General features: G+C 41.6%; 16 protein-coding genes. 12 read left to right on the top strand and 4 right to left on the bottom strand.

All coding sequences use genetic code 11. From position 1 onward, the window contains the following. Positions 1 to 36: 36 nt before the first annotated feature. Positions 37 to 600 (bottom strand): alkyl hydroperoxide reductase subunit C, encoded by a 564-nt coding sequence (ahpC, locus tag G399_RS0111315; RefSeq protein WP_006009778.1) that lies wholly within the window; start codon positions 598 to 600, stop codon positions 37 to 39. A gap of 341 nt (positions 601 to 941) precedes the next feature. Continuing rightward, on the bottom strand, positions 942 to 2,432 hold the full coding sequence (locus G399_RS0111305; protein ID WP_006009782.1) for a CYTH domain-containing protein: 1,491 nt from the start codon (positions 2,430 to 2,432) through the stop codon (positions 942 to 944). A gap of 196 nt (positions 2,433 to 2,628) precedes the next feature. Here G399_RS0111305 and G399_RS0111300 point away from each other — a divergent pair, with 196 nt between their 5' ends. After that, positions 2,629 to 2,892, top strand: coding sequence for a hypothetical protein (locus tag G399_RS0111300; protein WP_006009783.1), 264 nt, complete (start codon positions 2,629 to 2,631; stop codon positions 2,890 to 2,892). A gap of 66 nt (positions 2,893 to 2,958) precedes the next feature. Continuing rightward, positions 2,959 to 3,573, top strand: a complete 615-nt coding sequence (locus tag G399_RS0111295) for a trimeric intracellular cation channel family protein (RefSeq protein ID WP_006009785.1) — start codon at positions 2,959 to 2,961, stop codon at positions 3,571 to 3,573. A 90-nt stretch (positions 3,574 to 3,663) separates the two neighbouring features. Here G399_RS0111295 and putA read toward each other — a convergent pair whose 3' ends face one another. Then, positions 3,664 to 7,464 carry a bifunctional proline dehydrogenase/L-glutamate gamma-semialdehyde dehydrogenase PutA gene (putA, locus tag G399_RS0111290; protein WP_006009786.1) on the bottom strand — a complete coding sequence of 1,267 codons (3,801 nt, stop codon included), beginning with the start codon at positions 7,462 to 7,464 and terminating at the stop codon, positions 3,664 to 3,666. Between the two features lie 387 nt (positions 7,465 to 7,851). Here putA and G399_RS0111280 point away from each other — a divergent pair, with 387 nt between their 5' ends. The 10 genes from G399_RS0111280 to G399_RS0111230 all read left to right on the top strand — a co-directional run bounded on the left by G399_RS0111280 (position 7,852) and on the right by G399_RS0111230 (position 16,236). Continuing rightward, entirely contained in the window at positions 7,852 to 9,612 is a 1,761-nt protein-coding gene (locus G399_RS0111280; protein WP_006009792.1) for a TIGR03545 family protein, read from the top strand. A 25-nt stretch (positions 9,613 to 9,637) separates the two neighbouring features. Then, positions 9,638 to 9,922 (top strand): cell division protein FtsB, encoded by a 285-nt coding sequence (ftsB, locus tag G399_RS0111275; protein WP_006009794.1) that lies wholly within the window; start codon positions 9,638 to 9,640, stop codon positions 9,920 to 9,922. 2 nt (positions 9,923 to 9,924) lie between these two features. Then, complete coding sequence (ispD, locus tag G399_RS0111270) at positions 9,925 to 10,668, top strand: 2-C-methyl-D-erythritol 4-phosphate cytidylyltransferase (protein WP_006009795.1); 744 nt, start codon at positions 9,925 to 9,927, stop codon at positions 10,666 to 10,668. A gap of 14 nt (positions 10,669 to 10,682) precedes the next feature. Further along, positions 10,683 to 11,162, top strand: coding sequence for a 2-C-methyl-D-erythritol 2,4-cyclodiphosphate synthase (gene ispF / locus G399_RS0111265; RefSeq protein ID WP_006009797.1), 480 nt, complete (start codon positions 10,683 to 10,685; stop codon positions 11,160 to 11,162). Between the two features lie 4 nt (positions 11,163 to 11,166). After that, entirely contained in the window at positions 11,167 to 12,270 is a 1,104-nt protein-coding gene (gene truD, locus G399_RS0111260) for a tRNA pseudouridine(13) synthase TruD (protein WP_006009798.1), read from the top strand. 126 nt (positions 12,271 to 12,396) lie between these two features. Then, the gene (surE, locus tag G399_RS0111250; protein ID WP_006009800.1) at positions 12,397 to 13,155 is read left to right on the top strand and encodes a 5'/3'-nucleotidase SurE; all 759 of its coding nucleotides are present in this window, start codon (positions 12,397 to 12,399) and stop codon (positions 13,153 to 13,155) included. Between the two features lie 8 nt (positions 13,156 to 13,163). After that, a complete protein-coding gene (locus G399_RS0111245) occupies positions 13,164 to 13,802 on the top strand; it encodes a protein-L-isoaspartate(D-aspartate) O-methyltransferase (protein WP_006009801.1) in 639 nt (212 codons plus the stop codon). 34 nt (positions 13,803 to 13,836) lie between these two features. Then, complete coding sequence (locus tag G399_RS0111240) at positions 13,837 to 14,703, top strand: peptidoglycan DD-metalloendopeptidase family protein (RefSeq protein WP_006009803.1); 867 nt, start codon at positions 13,837 to 13,839, stop codon at positions 14,701 to 14,703. An 82-nt stretch (positions 14,704 to 14,785) separates the two neighbouring features. Further along, positions 14,786 to 15,700 (top strand): RNA polymerase sigma factor RpoS, encoded by a 915-nt coding sequence (gene rpoS, locus G399_RS0111235; protein WP_006009805.1) that lies wholly within the window; start codon positions 14,786 to 14,788, stop codon positions 15,698 to 15,700. A gap of 14 nt (positions 15,701 to 15,714) precedes the next feature. Continuing rightward, positions 15,715 to 16,236, top strand: coding sequence for a hypothetical protein (locus tag G399_RS0111230; RefSeq protein ID WP_006009806.1), 522 nt, complete (start codon positions 15,715 to 15,717; stop codon positions 16,234 to 16,236). Here the strand turns inward: G399_RS0111230 and folA are convergent. Next, positions 16,217 to 16,693 (bottom strand): type 3 dihydrofolate reductase, encoded by a 477-nt coding sequence (folA, locus tag G399_RS0111225; protein WP_026843663.1) that lies wholly within the window; start codon positions 16,691 to 16,693, stop codon positions 16,217 to 16,219. The genes G399_RS0111230 and folA overlap by 20 nt on opposite strands. Between the last annotated feature and the right edge of the window lie 4 nt (positions 16,694 to 16,697).

The following is a 16,697-nucleotide window of genomic DNA, read 5'->3' as shown; positions in this document are numbered from 1 at the left end:
GAGCGAGCGCTCCCCAAACATATTTTTTAACTAAGCTTAGATCTTACCAACAAGGTCAAAACTTGGCGTCAAAGTCGCTTGACCTTGTTCCCAAGCTGCTGGGCAAACTTCACCGTCGTTGTTAGCAACATACTGAGCTGCCTTAACTTTACGAACCATGTCAGCTGCTGAACGACCGATACCCAAGTCATGAACTTCTTCAACCTTAATAATGCCGTCTGGATTTGCTAGGAAAGTACCACGTAAAGCACGACCTTCTGCTTCTATCATAATATCAAATGCACGAGTCAGGGCGCCTGTTGAGTCAGCAAGCATAGGGTACTTAACGTTGCCAATTGCATCACTTGTGTCGTGCCATGCTTTATGCACAAAATGTGAGTCCGTTGATACAGAGTAAACTTCGACTCCAAGCGCTATTAGTTCATCATGCTTTTTAGCCATGTCTTCTAATTCTGTTGGACATACAAAGGTGAAATCCGCTGGGTAGAATACGAAGATAGACCACTTCCCTTTTACATCTTCGCTAGTGATAGTTTTAAATTCACCATCGTGAAAAGCTTCTACCGAAAATTCAGGGATTGATTTGTTGATCATTGTCATTGTTTGTTTCCTCTTAATTTAACTGATTAAAGATTGCTAATAAAACGCTTAACGTTTTGCTTGGTATTAAGATAAGCGTTTTCCGTAAATAAATAAATTGAATAAAATCGATTCTGTTAACCAGTTAAATCGATTAGCCAGTTTAGTGCCTAAAATTACAAGCAGCTGCCCCCGTAAAGTCGAGCAAGTTTACAATACCGCCTCAAAACTGATCAATAAACATGATGTTAGTTCAATAGTTACAGTTGCTGTCGCTATACAGATCGATATGGTTATAGATTAGGTATAATTCAAGGAAAATATGACCGAAAACCTCATCTCCTCTAAATTCGATAGACATGTTACCAATATATCTCAGCACTCATCGCCACTTTGCGACTCTTTTCCATCACAGTAATAACACTGGTCAATTTATCGTTAATCCAATTATCTAAGTCTTCCGCATCTTCAATATCGACTTCCTTCAATACACTTCGCAAAAACATCAGCGCTTTGATCTCATCAATGCCTTCAACTAAATCCAACCAAGGCGCTCTAAATTTATCTCGGCTCTCGGTAAACAAATCAGCAAGCAGGAATCCATTGAACAGTGTCTGGCGCAACAGCACTTCCAGTGCAATGTACTTGGTGTAATGCATTTCAACTTTTGATGGTAAGCTCTGCATGACAGTCTGCCAACCTTGTGACAACCAACCTTTGGCATGCTTTAACACCGGAATTTGATGACCTGTTGCTTGTGCTCTCCATGGTTTTTCAATCAGTAATCTTGATGCTCCCAGTTGCACTTGACTGCTTTCCATAGAGACTAATAATTGTTCTGGTGATCGCACTGTTAACAAACCTTCGCGGCGACCATTGAGGTAACCCATCAACGCTTGATTTTTGGGTATTCTGCGACTAAATGGACCTTTATTAGAGCGCAATTTACGAATGCATTGCAAGTCATCTTGCCACGACCATTGCTCAGATAAAACAAGAAGTTGCTTATGTAAGTTAAGTAGTTCCTGACATTGCAGCACTGGCAAGTACAAAGACACACCTTGTAATAGCAGTCGAACGCTTTGCGCTATTTCTTTCAATGCGCCAGTATGACCCGATTGCAAATATACATACTCATGATGCTGCCAATGCGACAACGCGCAATCAATAGCCTTGCATAAGCCATCTTCGGTGCTATCTTCAGCGTCTAAGTCTAAGAACGTAGGAAGCTCAAATGAGTCTAAAATACTGCCATTCATTAATTGATAGCCACGTGCAGCTTTCGTTATATTACTTAAACGAACAGGAGTGACTTTGCTTATTTCATCGGCCAAATCGAACAATGCGGTGGGCGTACCTGCTTTTAATTCAATCTCAATTTCACCAATCGGTAGTGACCCCAAGGGGTGTTTGACTTCGCCACTATCAAATACCAGTTCTAGGTGATTTTTACCATCCACAATATCAAAAGTGACGCGATGAAAATGGGTTGAAAATTGCACTTGTAGTTGTCGGTTTACCTCTTGGACATTAATATCTTTATCCCATATTTCAGAGTCAAACCTTTCTAAATCTGGATGTGCCTTGTCTAAATCGATATTGTATTCGGGACGTTCGTGTAACCCCCCTTTAACCTTACCTTGAGTTTTTAATGTCTGTTCAATACGGTCATTAACTCGACGAATACGAAAACCCATTTTACGCTTGCCCAAGAATTGCTCTGGGGTGTCATAATAATCATTAAAGACGTCAAAAGAACTGCGCTTCACCTCACCTTTTAACTTCGGCAACAGCGTTTGCTCAAAGCTGGTGAGTGCATCTTGGTCTGCAACGAGTTTTAATTCAATTTCCATGGTCTCAACTTGCTAATAAAAAGGAGGGTTTCGAGTATCTCTTTACAATATCGCCGAATGCTTGTGTTCGCAAATCTTTCAACATAGATGGCAACAAATAGACTATCGTGAAATACAGCGCTATAAAATATAGCCTTGTGAAATGACAGTAGACCACCTAAAATCCGCCATTCGTTTTTTTAACACTGAGGCCAACATGCGCTTTTTGATTTTATTTATTTTCCTCTCTCTTTTCCCTCCTTATTTAATCGCTCAGTCTGAACAAAAGCAACTAGCACTGAACAGAAAATCAACTAAAATCCTTGAACAAAATGCTGAACTAGAAAAACGCATAACTAAAAAACAGCGTAACAACCAAATGCTATGGTTTACACGCGGCCCCGTACTGGCATTGATTAGTGTTACCATTGGTTACTTATTGGGTCTATTTGGGCGCAAAAAAGGTCAATCAAATCCCTAAGCTAATTCAAGCAGAGGCGATGCTGCTTTCATCACACAAAATTAAAAACTTATATAAGGTTGATAAATGCTAACGTTTTTGCTGGTCATCAATATTGCTGGAACCGCCGCATTTGCTATTTCTGGTGCATTATTGGCGGCTAAGAAAAAAATGGACTGGGTGGGGTTTGTTTTTATTGGCAATGTCACAGGTATCGGTGGAGGCACCTTGCGCGACGTTATATTAGACGTACCTGTCTTTTGGTTAGTCGATTGGTATTATGTTGTCATATGCAGTATTTCTGCTGTCATCACCTATTTCGCCGCCCAGCAAATATCTCGTAAATCAAACGCATTACTGTGGGCTGATGCTGTGGGCATGGCATTATTCAGTGTTTTGGGCGCCGAAAAGGCATTGAGCTTAGGAGCCGAAATTCCAGTTGCCGTTATAATGGGCGTGTTTAGTGCCTGTTTAGGCGGAATCATTCGCGACGTTATCCTAAATGATGTTCCTGTCGTCTTTCAGAAAGAAATTTACATCACGGCCTCGTTGTGCGGCGCAATTACTTTCTGTGTTTGTTATGGCTTGCTAGGCATAATTGATTTTTACGCCATAGGACTTGGCTGCGTTGTTGCATTTACCGTGCGTGCGATCGCAATAGTGACCAAGCTTTCCATGCCAGCACACAAAGGACTGCAGTGATATAATGAACTCAACCTGCTACCTTTTAATGTAAACATTACCGTAAAGAATGAGCAGGTTTTACCCTGCTCAACTTATTATGCCTGACTTTTAATCGTCGTCTTCAACCAGTGTCATCAACGACGTATTCCCGCCTGATGCCGTGGTATCAATACTAATTGTCTTTTCAGTAACCAAGCGCTGAATCAAATTGTCATTATATTCGGCCGTAATAACCGGTAATATTGCACCCTGTCTCTCTGCTAATTTCGCAGAAATATAGGCACTTCGGTCCGTCCGACTATCCACCACAACTCCTGTCAAACCCTTATTCATCAATAAAGCTTCCAGGTGACACAAATTTGCCACTTGGAAAACTGAATTTGGCGCTCCCGTGCTTGCTAATTTTTCTTTGAATGTCAGAGCCTCTTCATAGAACAAGTCTGAAACCACCGAAATAACTAAATTACCCGTTGCTAATGCAGTTACAATCGACAACATCCAGTACTCAAAGGTTACGTCTTTATCGGCGAAACACACTAACACTCCTCGAGGTTCCAAATGCAAGGTATTCGATTCTCCAGTAGGACCCGGCAAGTGAATAGGTGCGCGCAACCGACGCTCAATAGCAATCAGCTGGGTTCTAGCTGTCGCTAATGTTTGATTTAAGTCCTCAGCGAGTTCTTCAACAATTTCAACATTAGCAATTTTTGCTAATAATTGACGTACAAACGAAATACGACTGATCAGTGGTGTTAAGCGCCACTGGTTTTCAACAGCCAATGCCGAGTCCATCAAGTTGTTAGCTTCAGTTACCGCAGTTGCATCGCTTTGAATTGCTTTATCATCAGCATAATTTTCAACTTGCGATGCCACTTTAGGTGTCGCCCTTTCTTTCATCAAACGCGGTAAATAGTTCGGACCACCGGCTTTAGGGCCAGTGCCTGACAATCCTCGTCCGCCGAATGGCTGAACGCCAACAATAGCGCCAATCATGTTGCGATTGATGTATACGTTACCTGCTCTAGAAAGATGCGCCAATTCGATAGCACGCTCTTCAATGCGCGAGTGGATGCCCATCGTCAGACCAAAACCTGTGCTATTGATTTGCTGTATGACTTTGTCTATTTCTTTACCTTTAAAGCGGACCAAATGCACACAAGGTCCAAAGACTTCTTTTTTCAACACGTCAATATTGTCTATTTCAAAAAAGTGCGGCGCAAAGAAGTTACCGTCGTTTGCAGGTAACTCACATTTGTGCAATAACTTTCCATTTTCTTGCATGTATTCGACATGATCGTTGAGTGCTTTCAATGCTTTTTTATCAATGACTGGTCCAATATCTGTGGACAAAAATGCAGGGTCACCCAGTGATAATTCTTTCATAGCACCAACAATCATTTCGCTCACGACATCAGCGATATCCTCTTGCACAAACAATACTCGTAAGGCTGAGCAACGCTGACCGGCACTCAGGAAACCAGAAATGACGACATCATCTACTACTTGTTCAGGAAGCGCAGTTGAGTCAACAATCATGCAATTTTGACCGCCAGTTTCTGCAATCAGCGGAACCTGTTCCGTGCCACGAGCCGCTAATATTTGTGATATTAGCGATCCTGTTTGCGTTGAGCCGGTGAACATGACGCATTGAATGCGCTCGTCAGGTAAAAGTACATCGCCAACATCAGGGCCGTTAGCAATAACTATATTGACTGTATCTTCAGGCAAACCGACAGATATCATCAATTCCAAGGCACGTTTAGCAATTAAACTAGTTTGCTCTGCTGGTTTGGCGATGACGGTATTTCCGGCAACTAACGCTGCTGCTATTTGTCCCATAAAAATAGCCAAAGGGAAATTCCAAGGGCTTATACAAAGGACCACTCCGCGCGATTGCAAACGGTTGCCAGGATCAAGTCGTTTAGCTTCAACTGCATAGTAACGGCAAAAATCCACAGCCTCTCGAACTTCATCAATACTATCTGAGGTAACCTTACCCGCTTCTTTTATGCACAAGCCAATTAACTCGTCCATATGACGTTCAAGAATGCCAGCGATACGCATTAATAGGTCGGCCCGGTCTTCCACCGGCTCTTTCGACCAAGACTCTGACGCTTTGGTTGTGCGTTCAAGCATAGCTAGCATATCTGCTTTACTATGAAACTGATGCGTTCCTACGATCTCGCTCAATAAAGCTGGGTTGCGCACGATGATCTGATTTTCAACCTCACCAACATTACCGAGTGCTTTTACATGCTCTTCAAACCATCTCTCTAATCTCAGAGATAAATCCAGAGTCGCGTTCAAATCATAGATGTCAAAGCCGCGGGCATTTGCTCTGCTTGGCGCATATAAATCAACTGGCATAACAATTTGTTTGTTTTCCCGCACCTGCAAACGCTGTGTGCGCTCTACTGGATCCTCCAATAGTGATTCAACTTGCAGGCTGTCATCGACTATCGCATTGACGAACGATGAATTGGCTCCATTTTCTAATAAACGACGAACCAAATAAGCCAACAATTCTTCATGAACACCAACCGGTGCATAAACTCGACATTGGATCTTATCTTTAGTCACCACTTGATCGTATAAAGAGTCGCCCATTCCATGTAAGCACTGAAATTCAAAGCCTTCTTTATCGTCACCTGCAAGCTCAATAATAACTGACGCAGTATAAGCGTTGTGAGTCGCAAACTGCGGGTAGATACTGTCGCGATATGCCAACATTCTATTTGCACACGCGTGATAAGAAACATCGGTAGAGGTTTTACGAGTGAACACGGGGAAATCGTCAAAACCACCTTGTTGAGTGTGCTTTATTTCGGTATCCCAATACGCGCCTTTAACCAAGCGAACCATCATTTTACGGCCCACTTTAAGTGTCAATTCGCGTAACCATTCGATCACAAAAATAGCGCGCTTTTGATATGACTGAACGGCTAAACCAAAACCGTGCCAACCGTCTAAATCGGGATCGCTAAATACTTTTTCAATAATATCCAGGGATATGTCAAGTCGCTCAGACTCTTCAGCATCGACCGTTAAACCAATGTCATACTTCTTCGCCATTAAGCATAAGGTTTTTAGTTTTGCAGGAATTTCTTCCATAACGCGATCATATTTAGCAAAATCATAGCGCGGATGAATAGCTGAAAGCTTGACGGAAATCCCCGGACTCTTGCGCGGTCCGCGTCCCTTTGCCGCTTTACCAATTACTTCAATAGCTTTTACATAAGCTTGATAATAGCGCTCTGCATCCTTACCTGTTCTGGCACCTTCACCTAACATGTCATAGGAATAGACATAACCTTGGGTTTCTTTTTTCGCCGCTCTTTCAACAGCATCTTCGATACGTTCGCCCATAACAAATTGGCGACCCATCACTTTCATTGCAATTTTCATTGCTCGGCGGATAACCGGCTCACCTAAACGGCCCATGGTCTTTTTGAGTAATCCGAACTGCTCAGATTTGCGTTTATCTGCGTAGTTAACCATATTACCGGTTAACAATAATCCCCAAGCAGAAGCGTTAACGAATAATGAATCGCTATTACCTAAGTGAGGTGTCCATTCTCCTTTTGAAAGTTTGTCTCGAATAAGCTCTTCTTGCGTGTGTTTATCAGGTACACGCAACAGCGCTTCGGCTAAACACATCAATACGATCCCTTCCGCTGTTGACAGCGAAAATTCGTTTAATAGCGCATCGACACCACCGTGACCTTCTTGCTCGCGGCGAATTTGTAAAACCATGGTCCTAGCGCGTTCCCATGCACGTGACCGAGCAGCCATATTCACTTCTGCTTCAGGTAAAATATGATCAATAGCCTCTGATTCACCGATACGGTAAAACTCGCGTATTTTCTGCCGGATCGGACAGGTATTATTGATTGTATTGTTCACTAACATTGGCTTGCCTCACAGTTGTATTTTGCACTCTTTTTAACACTATTTTTAGCGCTATCTTTTTGTGCTGATGCTGCCCTAATTTTGCAGCTTAAAAAGTTCGCGTACGATAAGCCTAATTGCAATGAAAAACTACCTTTGTGAGCAAAAACTTTACTTGGTTTTATCAACTAATTTTACAAGCATTTACACAGCGTATATAACACCCTAATTTTTAACCAAAAACGCATAAACAAAACCGCGTTTTCATTGGTTGTTGCCTGCTTATCAGCTATAATTATTCGCAACATATTGATTAAAGGCTCTTCATCGCACTAAGCGGCTTCTTTTTGGTCTTTGCTTTAGTCAAGTGCAAACGACAATATTTATAAGCGTTACAAGGATTATTTTATGTTTAGGCATCGTTTCCCGTCAAAAATGCCAGCAGCGCAGCACGGCAGAATATCTCTTTGGATTTCGATTCCCCTAGGAACGATTGCTATTATCGCCGCGTTATATTTATTATTTGCCAATACCTTGTTAAAAACGCTTGCGCAAAATGCACTTGGTCATGCATCTGGTGCAGAGGTAAATATCGACGCCGTCAAGCATAGCCTTTTTCCATTTGGTTTAACTCTAACTCGACTGCAAGCCACTGATAACCGAAATCCTATTCACAATAAGATTGACATTGGGATGCTCAAAGGCAATGTTAATTTTATGCCCTTATTAAGCAAAAAACTCATTATTGATGAACTCAATGTGCAAGATGTTGAGTTTGATACCAAACGCGACAACGCCGGTGCAATTTATGTTCAACCTGATATTCAAGCCTCAAGTTTTGCCTTCCCAACCTTGGCAGACTTACCAAGCGTCGATGAGATATTAGAAAAATCACCATTAAAGACCACCGCCGCCGTTGCTGACGCAAAAAAAGTAGTTCAACAATACGAACAAGCCCTTCAAGATAAGTATGCCGCTTTACCTAGCAAAGAGAAATTAACGGTTTATAAAGAGCGTCTTAAAGTCCTAAAAGAAACTGACTATAAAAACCCAGCTAATTTGATTGCAGCAAAAAAAGAATTTGATGACATCAAAGAAACAATGACAAAAGACAGAGCAAACATGTCAGCATTTGTCGACCTAGCGGAAGAGGCCCAAGCCGCTTCAGTAAATTCAGTATCTGCATTAAAAACCGCACCTCAAGAAGACGTTGTCCTGCTCAAAGGCCTAATTGCCGGAGACGAAGATGCTATTGGCAAAGTAACCCAGCACTTATTCGGTGAAAAGGCTAAAATTTACACTAAAGGTCTGTTAGTTGTCATGGATATACTGTCTAACAATTCCGATGATCTTATTATTGAACAAACTACAGCGGATGATGGCTTACCCAATGTTTGGATCAAGAAAGCGGCTGTGAACATTAAATGGCAAGATCAAAACATTCAAACCGAGTGGCAAAATATAACAGATCAACATGCGCTTATAGGCAAACCAACTATGTTTTTAGTCAATTCAAGTAAGGCTAAAAATTGGCATAATATTGACCTAAACGGTACTTTTGAAATTATTGAAGGCAGGGTAAATTCAGTCCAAAACTGGGATATTAAAGGCTTAGTATTAGATGCAATTGAATTAATACCAGAACAGTCAAAGCAAAAACTAAATGCATTACTAGAGTCGGGTTTACTTGCTAGCACAGGTGAATTAAACATAGTCGATGGCAAGCTGTCTGGTTCGTCGGTATTCGATCTCAGTGTCTTGGAGTTAAAAGCAACAGGTGAAAATGATTTAACAAATGCGATGGCTGAAATAATTTCAGGCTTGTCTGAGCTAAAATTGAGCACTGATTTTTCTGGTAGCCTTACTAACCCATCCATTAAAATAAAATCAGATTTGGACAAAAAAATACGACAAGCGCTTTCTAGTGGCCTGACTGGCGATAGTTCTGGTAAACTAAGTGAGCTAAAAATTAAATTAAATGCAAAAGTGGCTGAACAATTAGGACAGTCGGAGCAACAACTAGCTTCCGTTGATGCTCTGCTAAGTGCGGTGCAAGGTAATACTGACAGCCTAAATGAGCTATTAAAATCACAGATGACAAATGCAATAGACAACAAAAAAAATAAATTATTAAATAAACTTAGCGGTAAGTTGCTTGGCAACCAATAAAAACAAAGCCAATAAGGAATGAGCTATGCGCAATAGATGGATACTCGTCATATTGATTGCCCTGCTGGGTTTACTGCAGGCTCGCCTATGGTTTGGCAAGAATAGCATCGCCGATTACAACCTGATGAAATCAGAAGTAGAAGAATTGCAAAAACAAAACGCGAATCTAAAACAGCGTAATGCGCTTCTCAAGGCTGATATTAGGGACCTTCAACTGGGTTTAGAATCTATTGAAGAAAGAGCACGTAACGAACTAGGTCTGATTAAAGACGGCGAGACTTTTTACCGAATTTTACCCCCAGAGAAGTAATTTTGACAGCAGTAGAAAAATTTGTAGCCGTTGTTGCTGCTGCCGGTATTGGCAGTAGAATGAAGTCATCGGTGGCAAAGCAATATCTTACCATTGGCAATCAAACTGTTATCGAGCATACGCTCGATGCATTGCTGTCCCACCATCAAATTCAACGAATTGTTGTCGTTTTACATCCGCAAGACACTATTTTTAAATCGTTAAAAGTATCTCAAAACCCGTTAATTGAGACCGTTACTGGCGGGATCCAAAGAGTTGATTCAGTGTTAAGCGGTTTGCTGCATTGCTTAACCGAGCCAATAGTAAATACAAATTCGTGGATATTAGTGCATGATGCGGCAAGGCCTTGTGTAACTCATGCAGAACTCGATGATTTATTCGCCAGTATAAACACTTGTGATGGCGCTATATTGGCCGTCCCTGTTACGGATACTATAAAACGAGCTTTTTCAAATAAAAATAGTCCAATAGCTGAAATTGAAGAAACAGTCGAACGCACTCAGCTTTGGCAAGCTCAAACACCACAGTTTTTTCCACTGAAAAAGTTAATAAATGCGATTGAACTCGCGCAACATAATAACATTGATATTACCGATGAAGCTTCAGCAATGGAGCATATCAAGGCGAGTGTAAAACTCATTGAAGGACGCAGTACCAACATAAAAATAACCCGCTCATGCGATTTAGCATTAGCCGCGTTTTATTTAACCAATGATACATTTACAAACAATAATAAAAATAATTAGCAAGGAGGTACTCTATGTTCCGTATAGGTCATGGTTACGATGTACACAAGTTTGGTGGAATGGGTCCAATAACTATTGGTGGTATCTGCATAGTCCATGAACGCGGCTTAATTGCTCACTCCGATGGCGATGTTGCTTTACATGCATTATGCGATGCGCTTCTCGGGTCATTAGCATTAGGTGACATTGGACATCACTTCCCAGACACTGACAAAAGTTACGAGAACATTAGCAGCCTAGAACTATTAAGGCAGGTTTACCAACGCATTCAAGATTTAGGCTATATGCTAAGCAATGCCGATATTACGATTGAAGCTCAAGCACCAAAAATGGCACCTCACATTAACTTTATGCGCGAAGCAATCTCTGACGCCATGGGCGTTTCGGTAAAGGATATCAGCATCAAAGCAACGACAACTGAAGGACTTGGCTTTGTAGGACGAGAAGAAGGCATTGCATGCCACGCTGTCGTACTCATATGTCCGCGCAGATAACTGAATGTCATTATCGATTTCGCATTGGTCTAGATTGTATGGTGACGCACTAGGCAGCGCCACGCTCAAGCAAGAACTGCACGATTTCATCGTCGAGGAACAACTCGGATTTGAGCCCAGCGGTGAAGGTGAGCACATTTTCTTATGGTTGGAGAAGGCTAACCTAAACACCGCCTTTGTCGCTGAGTCGCTCGCAAGATATAGTAAACTGCACTTGCGCGATATTACCTACGCTGGCAGAAAAGACAAATTCGCATTAACTCGACAATGGTTTGGGGTTCATATTGCCAACAAAAAAGAACCTAATTGGGATGACTTTGAACTTCAAGGTGCAAAAATTTTACAGGTCACACGCAACGATCGAAAGTTGCGTGTTGGCGTGCTCAAAGGCAATAAATTCGAAATTACATTGCGAAACTTAACATCGACATCGAAGGATTATGCTGAATTTGATATCTGCGCATTGGAACAACGCCTAGAACTTATAAAACACCAAGGGGCACCCAATTATTACGGCAGCCAACGTTTTGGCGAAATTAGACTAACAGCAAAAGATACCGAGCAAGTAACGGCAACTGCTAGGTTACTACAAGGTGGTAATCTTGCCTTAGCTGAAAAACTAATAGGTGGTGAAAGCATCCGTAATCGTAATAGACGTTCCATGGCTATATCGGCATTGCGAAGCTGGTTATTCAATGAAATTATTCACCAACGAATAGTGCAACAAAACTTCCATCATCCGTTGCTTGGCGATGCTATGCAATTAAGTGGCTCAAACAGCTTTTTTATGTTCGAAGATGAAGCTGAACATGCTGACATAATAAAGCGATTAGCCGAATTTGATATCAACATTACCGCACCTTTATGGGGTGACGGAAAACTACACTCAACGGCAACAACTAGAGCCTTGGAGTTGAACTGTGTCACACCATTCCCTGACATCATCCAAACACTTAATTCATTAGGCTTAAAACAAGAAAGAAGAGCTATTCGTATTATTCCACAAGGATTTACTTGGCAAATAGAAGATAATAATTTAATGATGCAGTTTTCCCTTCCTGCGGGCTGTTTTGCAACCTCGATTGTAAGAGAACTGGTGGATGTTTGAGCAATTTATGATTAATTATTGCTTACATAAATACCCGACTAACTTGCTATCAAAGCATGTTCTTGCATCACAGTATTGTGACTATGAAACCGCTGCGCGGGCAACTAGCAAAAAGGCGAACAACACATGAACATATTATTGAGCAATGATGACGGTGTAAATGCCGTAGGAATAGCGGTACTTTTTGAGCACTTGTCAAAAGAACATGATGTCACCGTGATTGCCCCTGACCGCAACTGCAGCGGAATGAGTAACGCACTGTCACTGCACTCGCCGTTGCGCATTGAGAAAATGCCGAATGGCTTCTATGCGGTGAATGGGACACCATCAGATTGCGTCCAATTGGGTATTAACAAATTCATGCTGCAGGAGCCAGATTTAGTCGTGTCTGGCATTAACCACGGCCCCAATTTAGGCGATGACACTATTTATTCAGGTACGGTAGCGGCAGCGTTAGAAGGTCGCCATATGGGCTTGCCGGCGATAGCTGTATCACTTTGTAGCAAAAAAGAAGATCATTTCGATACCGCTGCAAAGGTGACTTGCGATATTATTCGCCGCCTTACTTCGCATCCCCTAGAACAAAACGAGATTTTAAATATAAATGTGCCCGCCATTCCTTACGAGTGCATAAAAGGTATAGCGGCTACTAGGCTGGGTAAACGTCATCGTGCAGAAACGATGGTAGAAAGTACGGATCCATTTGGCAGAACCATATATTGGTATGGCAAACTGGGTAGTGAGCAGGATGCGGGTGAAGGCACTGACTTTGACGCAGTAAATAACAATTACTGTTCTGTAACGCCACTGTCTGTGGATATGACAGTGCATCAGAAAGTAAGCAAAATGAACGCTTGGTTGAATACCAAAGAAACCATGAACTAGGAATAAAAATGGCAATATCATCTCGCAAGGGTTTACAACTCGCGCAACTGTTAGAACAAGAAGGCGTAACGGACAATAGAGTATTAACTGCTATTGCTAAGATACCCCGCGAAATTTTTATTCCAGACGCACTTAAACACAAAGCTTATCAAAATACAGCCTTGCCTATTGGACAAGGACAAACGATATCGCAACCGTATATCGTGGCAAAAATGACGGAGTTATTGCTTAATGCGCCAGTACTGCCGAAGAAAATCTTAGAAATTGGTACTGGATCTGGCTACCAAACTGCTATTTTAGCAGGTATTTTTGGGCACATATATTCAGTCGAACGCATCAAGGCTTTGCAGTTTCAAGCAAAACGTCGCATGAATCAACTCGACTTTCACAACATTTCAATGAAGCATGGTGATGGCTGGCAAGGGTGGCAAAGCAAAGGTCCGTTTGACGGCATTATTGTTACAGCAGCAGCTACAAAACTGCCACAGGCTTTACTAGACCAACTTAACGACGGTGGTCGCTTAATTATTCCAGTTGGCGATGAACAACAAAGTTTGAAGTGCATTGACCGCCAAGGTAAAGAGTTTATCGAAAAAGCCATTGAGTCAGTGCGTTTTGTGCCTCTTGTAGCAGGCGATTTGCTGTGAAGATAGTTGAAACTTATTATCAACGTTGCTTCAAATGAACACCACACAAAACATGATTTACTTGGTCAAACGGAAATTACTGATCCTTGCAAAAGTAGGCAGTTGTGTTTTCGCGCTCATCTTGGTGGCATCATGCAGCGGTCGCTCACAGCCAGCCCCAGTCATGTCGCTTAACACCACTGTCGCGAAACAAAATAATCTCACTGAAATAGATGGTGAGACATATGAAGTCCAAAGGGGCGACACTCTCTTTGCCGTTGCATTTTACAGTGGTAATGATTACAGAGATATCGCTAAATATAACAATATACAAGCTCCATACAGCATATATCCGGGTCAAACCTTAACCTTAATTGCCCCATCTTCAAAATATAATAAGAATAAAAACAACGGTATAACGTCAAAAGCAAATAGGGCTACTAAAGTTGTAGTTGACCCAGTTAAAACACAGGCGTATGGTGAGAGAGAAAGAAATATTCATCGAAAAAAATTATATAAACAACACGAAACGTCGAATAAACCTGATAAGGACGTAAATTGGATATGGCCCGCATCAGGTAAATCAACGTCTGCGGTAGTCGGTAGTGACGGCACTAACCGTGGGCTTGATATAAAAGGCGACTTGTATTCCCCAATATATGCAGCTGCAAGTGGTAAAGTTGTTTATGCAGGTAATGCGTTAAAGGGATATGGAAATCTGGTAATTATTAAGCACGATAATAATTTATTAAGCGCCTATGCGCACAACGATACGATTTTAGTTAGCGAGCAACGTTATGTTAAGCAAGGACAAAAAATTGCAACAATGGGTCGCACTGGTTCCAGCGATGTTATGCTGCATTTTGAAATCAGGCGTAAAGGGAAGTCGCTTGATCCCTTCAAATTCTTACCAAAAAAATAATTCCTGTATTGGCTCATCCATAGTAGGATCCGCTGTTCGACCTCTCACTAAATTAACATTACAAAGTTGATAGGGGTGAATCATGACCACAAAACAGATTGGCAAAACTACAGCCCCAAAAGCACAAACTGATGTCTTAGACGTCAGCACTAAACAGCTTGATGCTACCCAAATATATTTGGGAGAAATTGGCTTTTCACCCTTACTGACAGCTGAGGAAGAGGTTAAATTTTCGCGTGAAGCGTTGAAGGGTAACGAAAAATCTCGAGAACGAATGATTGTTAGTAACTTGCGCCTAGTGGTTAAAATTGCTCGTCGCTATAACAATCGAGGCTTGGCCTTACTAGATTTGATTGAAGAAGGTAACTTAGGTCTAATTCGTGCTGTTGAAAAATTTGATCCTGAACGCGGTTTCCGTTTTTCAACCTACGCAACTTGGTGGATACGTCAAACTATTGAGCGCGCGTTGATGAACCAAACGCGCACTATTCGGTTACCGATCCATATAGTTAAAGAGCTTAACTTATATTTACGAACTGCTAGAAAGCTCTCTCAAAAACTTGACCATGAACCCACAGCAGAAGAAATTGCTGAGGCTACAGGTGAACCAGTGGCTAGCGTTCAAAAAATGCTAAAATTGAACGAACGAATTAATTCCGTCGACACACCTATTGGCGGTGACGATGAGAATAAAGCACTACTTGACATTATTGCGGATGAGCGCGGCACCGAACCAGAAAATCAACTACAAACTAGTGATATGAAACTGCACATTATAAAATGGTTAGAACAGCTCAACCCAAAACAAACAGAAGTATTAGCAAGACGATTTGGTTTACTCGGCCATGAGCCAGCAACCTTAGAAGATGTAGGCATTGAAATAGGCTTAACGAGAGAGCGAGTTAGGCAAATTCAAGTTGAAGCATTAAAACGTTTGAAAGATGTTTTACGTCATCATGGTCTTGATATAGAGTCACTATTCACATACCAAGGGTAATAAAAACTAAACTCATGATTTTTGCTTTCGTACGACTCGCTATATCTGGTCTCATTGCTTTCTTTTTTTATGCTGCGTGGGCTTACTACGCTAACAGTTTAGTCACTGATGACACCAACATTCTTTATAAAGCGGCATTAGTGCAAGGTACTTACAGCGGTGGTATTACACTTATATTCACCTTTGTACTGGAGCTTTGTCATAAAGTTTTTAGAAATGAACAATATTGCCTTCCATTTGTTATTCCGACACTGGCAAAACCTAGTTTTTTTAGCAAAGAATGTGCAACAAGCAAAGCCTTTGAAGCGTCTTTGCTAAATATTGAACATGCCCGCAAAGGAAGTTGTATACCCGGCATGTTGATAACGCCATTACCGGCAATTGCAGTGCAGAGTGTGTTTGTAATAGGAGTGAATATTGCTTTTATGACGCCTAATTTATGGCTAACAGTGGCACCGTCGATTTTTTTTAGTGCGGTCTACGGGTATGTATATAGTGTTTCATTAACCAAAAAGCTTAAGCACGTTCAAGCGTAACAAAGGTGTAATCATGTGGGTTTTTATCGTCTTTTTGGTGAGTTTCTCGGGCCAGCTCAATCCAATTAGCGTTTGCTTCATAATCTGGGAATTGTGTATCGCCATCAACCTTTAAATCGATAAAGGTCAAATACAGTCTTTGCGCTTGTGCCAACATCGATTTATAAATGCTTCCGCCTCCAATGATCATGACTTCATCAAAAACGGATGCTTCTTGCATAGCCGCCTCGATGGATGTCACAACCGTTGCATCACGTAATACATAAGATTTATTGGCAGTAATAACAATATTTGGGCGCCCTGGTAGCGCCCTTCCAATCGACTCATAGGTTTTTCTACCCATGAGCACAGGTTTGCCCATGGTAACCGATTTGAAGTGCTTTAGATCTGCTGGCAAATGCCAAGGCATATCATTATCAGCACCAATTATGCGATTTTCTGCCATGGCGGCAATCATTGAT

It is taken from the genome of Brumicola pallidula DSM 14239 = ACAM 615 (assembly GCF_000428905.1).
Taxonomy (GTDB): Bacteria; Pseudomonadota; Gammaproteobacteria; order Enterobacterales; family Alteromonadaceae; genus Glaciecola; species Glaciecola pallidula.
Note: the sequence above shows the minus strand (reverse complement) of the source record. Positions and strands in the feature narration are given on the sequence as shown.

What these genes read in the sequence shown, in the direction of transcription:
- rpoS (WP_006009805.1), top strand. Translation starts at nt 14,786, where the DNA reads ATGACCACAAAACAGATTGGCAAAACTACAGCCCCAAAAGCACAAACT.
- G399_RS0111280 (WP_006009792.1), top strand. Translation starts at nt 7,852, where the DNA reads ATGTTTAGGCATCGTTTCCCGTCAAAAATGCCAGCAGCGCAGCACGGC.
- G399_RS0111240 (WP_006009803.1), top strand. Translation starts at nt 13,837, where the DNA reads ATGAACACCACACAAAACATGATTTACTTGGTCAAACGGAAATTACTG.
- ftsB (WP_006009794.1), top strand. Translation starts at nt 9,638, where the DNA reads ATGCGCAATAGATGGATACTCGTCATATTGATTGCCCTGCTGGGTTTA.
- G399_RS0111300 (WP_006009783.1), top strand. Translation starts at nt 2,629, where the DNA reads ATGCGCTTTTTGATTTTATTTATTTTCCTCTCTCTTTTCCCTCCTTAT.
- G399_RS0111245 (WP_006009801.1), top strand. Translation starts at nt 13,164, where the DNA reads ATGGCAATATCATCTCGCAAGGGTTTACAACTCGCGCAACTGTTAGAA.
- folA (WP_026843663.1), bottom strand. Translation starts at nt 16,693, where the DNA reads ATGATTGCCGCCATGGCAGAAAATCGCATAATTGGTGCTGATAATGAT.
- G399_RS0111230 (WP_006009806.1), top strand. Translation starts at nt 15,715, where the DNA reads ATGATTTTTGCTTTCGTACGACTCGCTATATCTGGTCTCATTGCTTTC.
- ahpC (WP_006009778.1), bottom strand. Translation starts at nt 600, where the DNA reads ATGACAATGATCAACAAATCAATCCCTGAATTTTCGGTAGAAGCTTTT.
- ispF (WP_006009797.1), top strand. Translation starts at nt 10,683, where the DNA reads ATGTTCCGTATAGGTCATGGTTACGATGTACACAAGTTTGGTGGAATG.
- G399_RS0111295 (WP_006009785.1), top strand. Translation starts at nt 2,959, where the DNA reads ATGCTAACGTTTTTGCTGGTCATCAATATTGCTGGAACCGCCGCATTT.
- truD (WP_006009798.1), top strand. Translation starts at nt 11,167, where the DNA reads ATGTCATTATCGATTTCGCATTGGTCTAGATTGTATGGTGACGCACTA.
- G399_RS0111305 (WP_006009782.1), bottom strand. Translation starts at nt 2,432, where the DNA reads ATGGAAATTGAATTAAAACTCGTTGCAGACCAAGATGCACTCACCAGC.
- putA (WP_006009786.1), bottom strand. Translation starts at nt 7,464, where the DNA reads ATGTTAGTGAACAATACAATCAATAATACCTGTCCGATCCGGCAGAAA.
- surE (WP_006009800.1), top strand. Translation starts at nt 12,397, where the DNA reads ATGAACATATTATTGAGCAATGATGACGGTGTAAATGCCGTAGGAATA.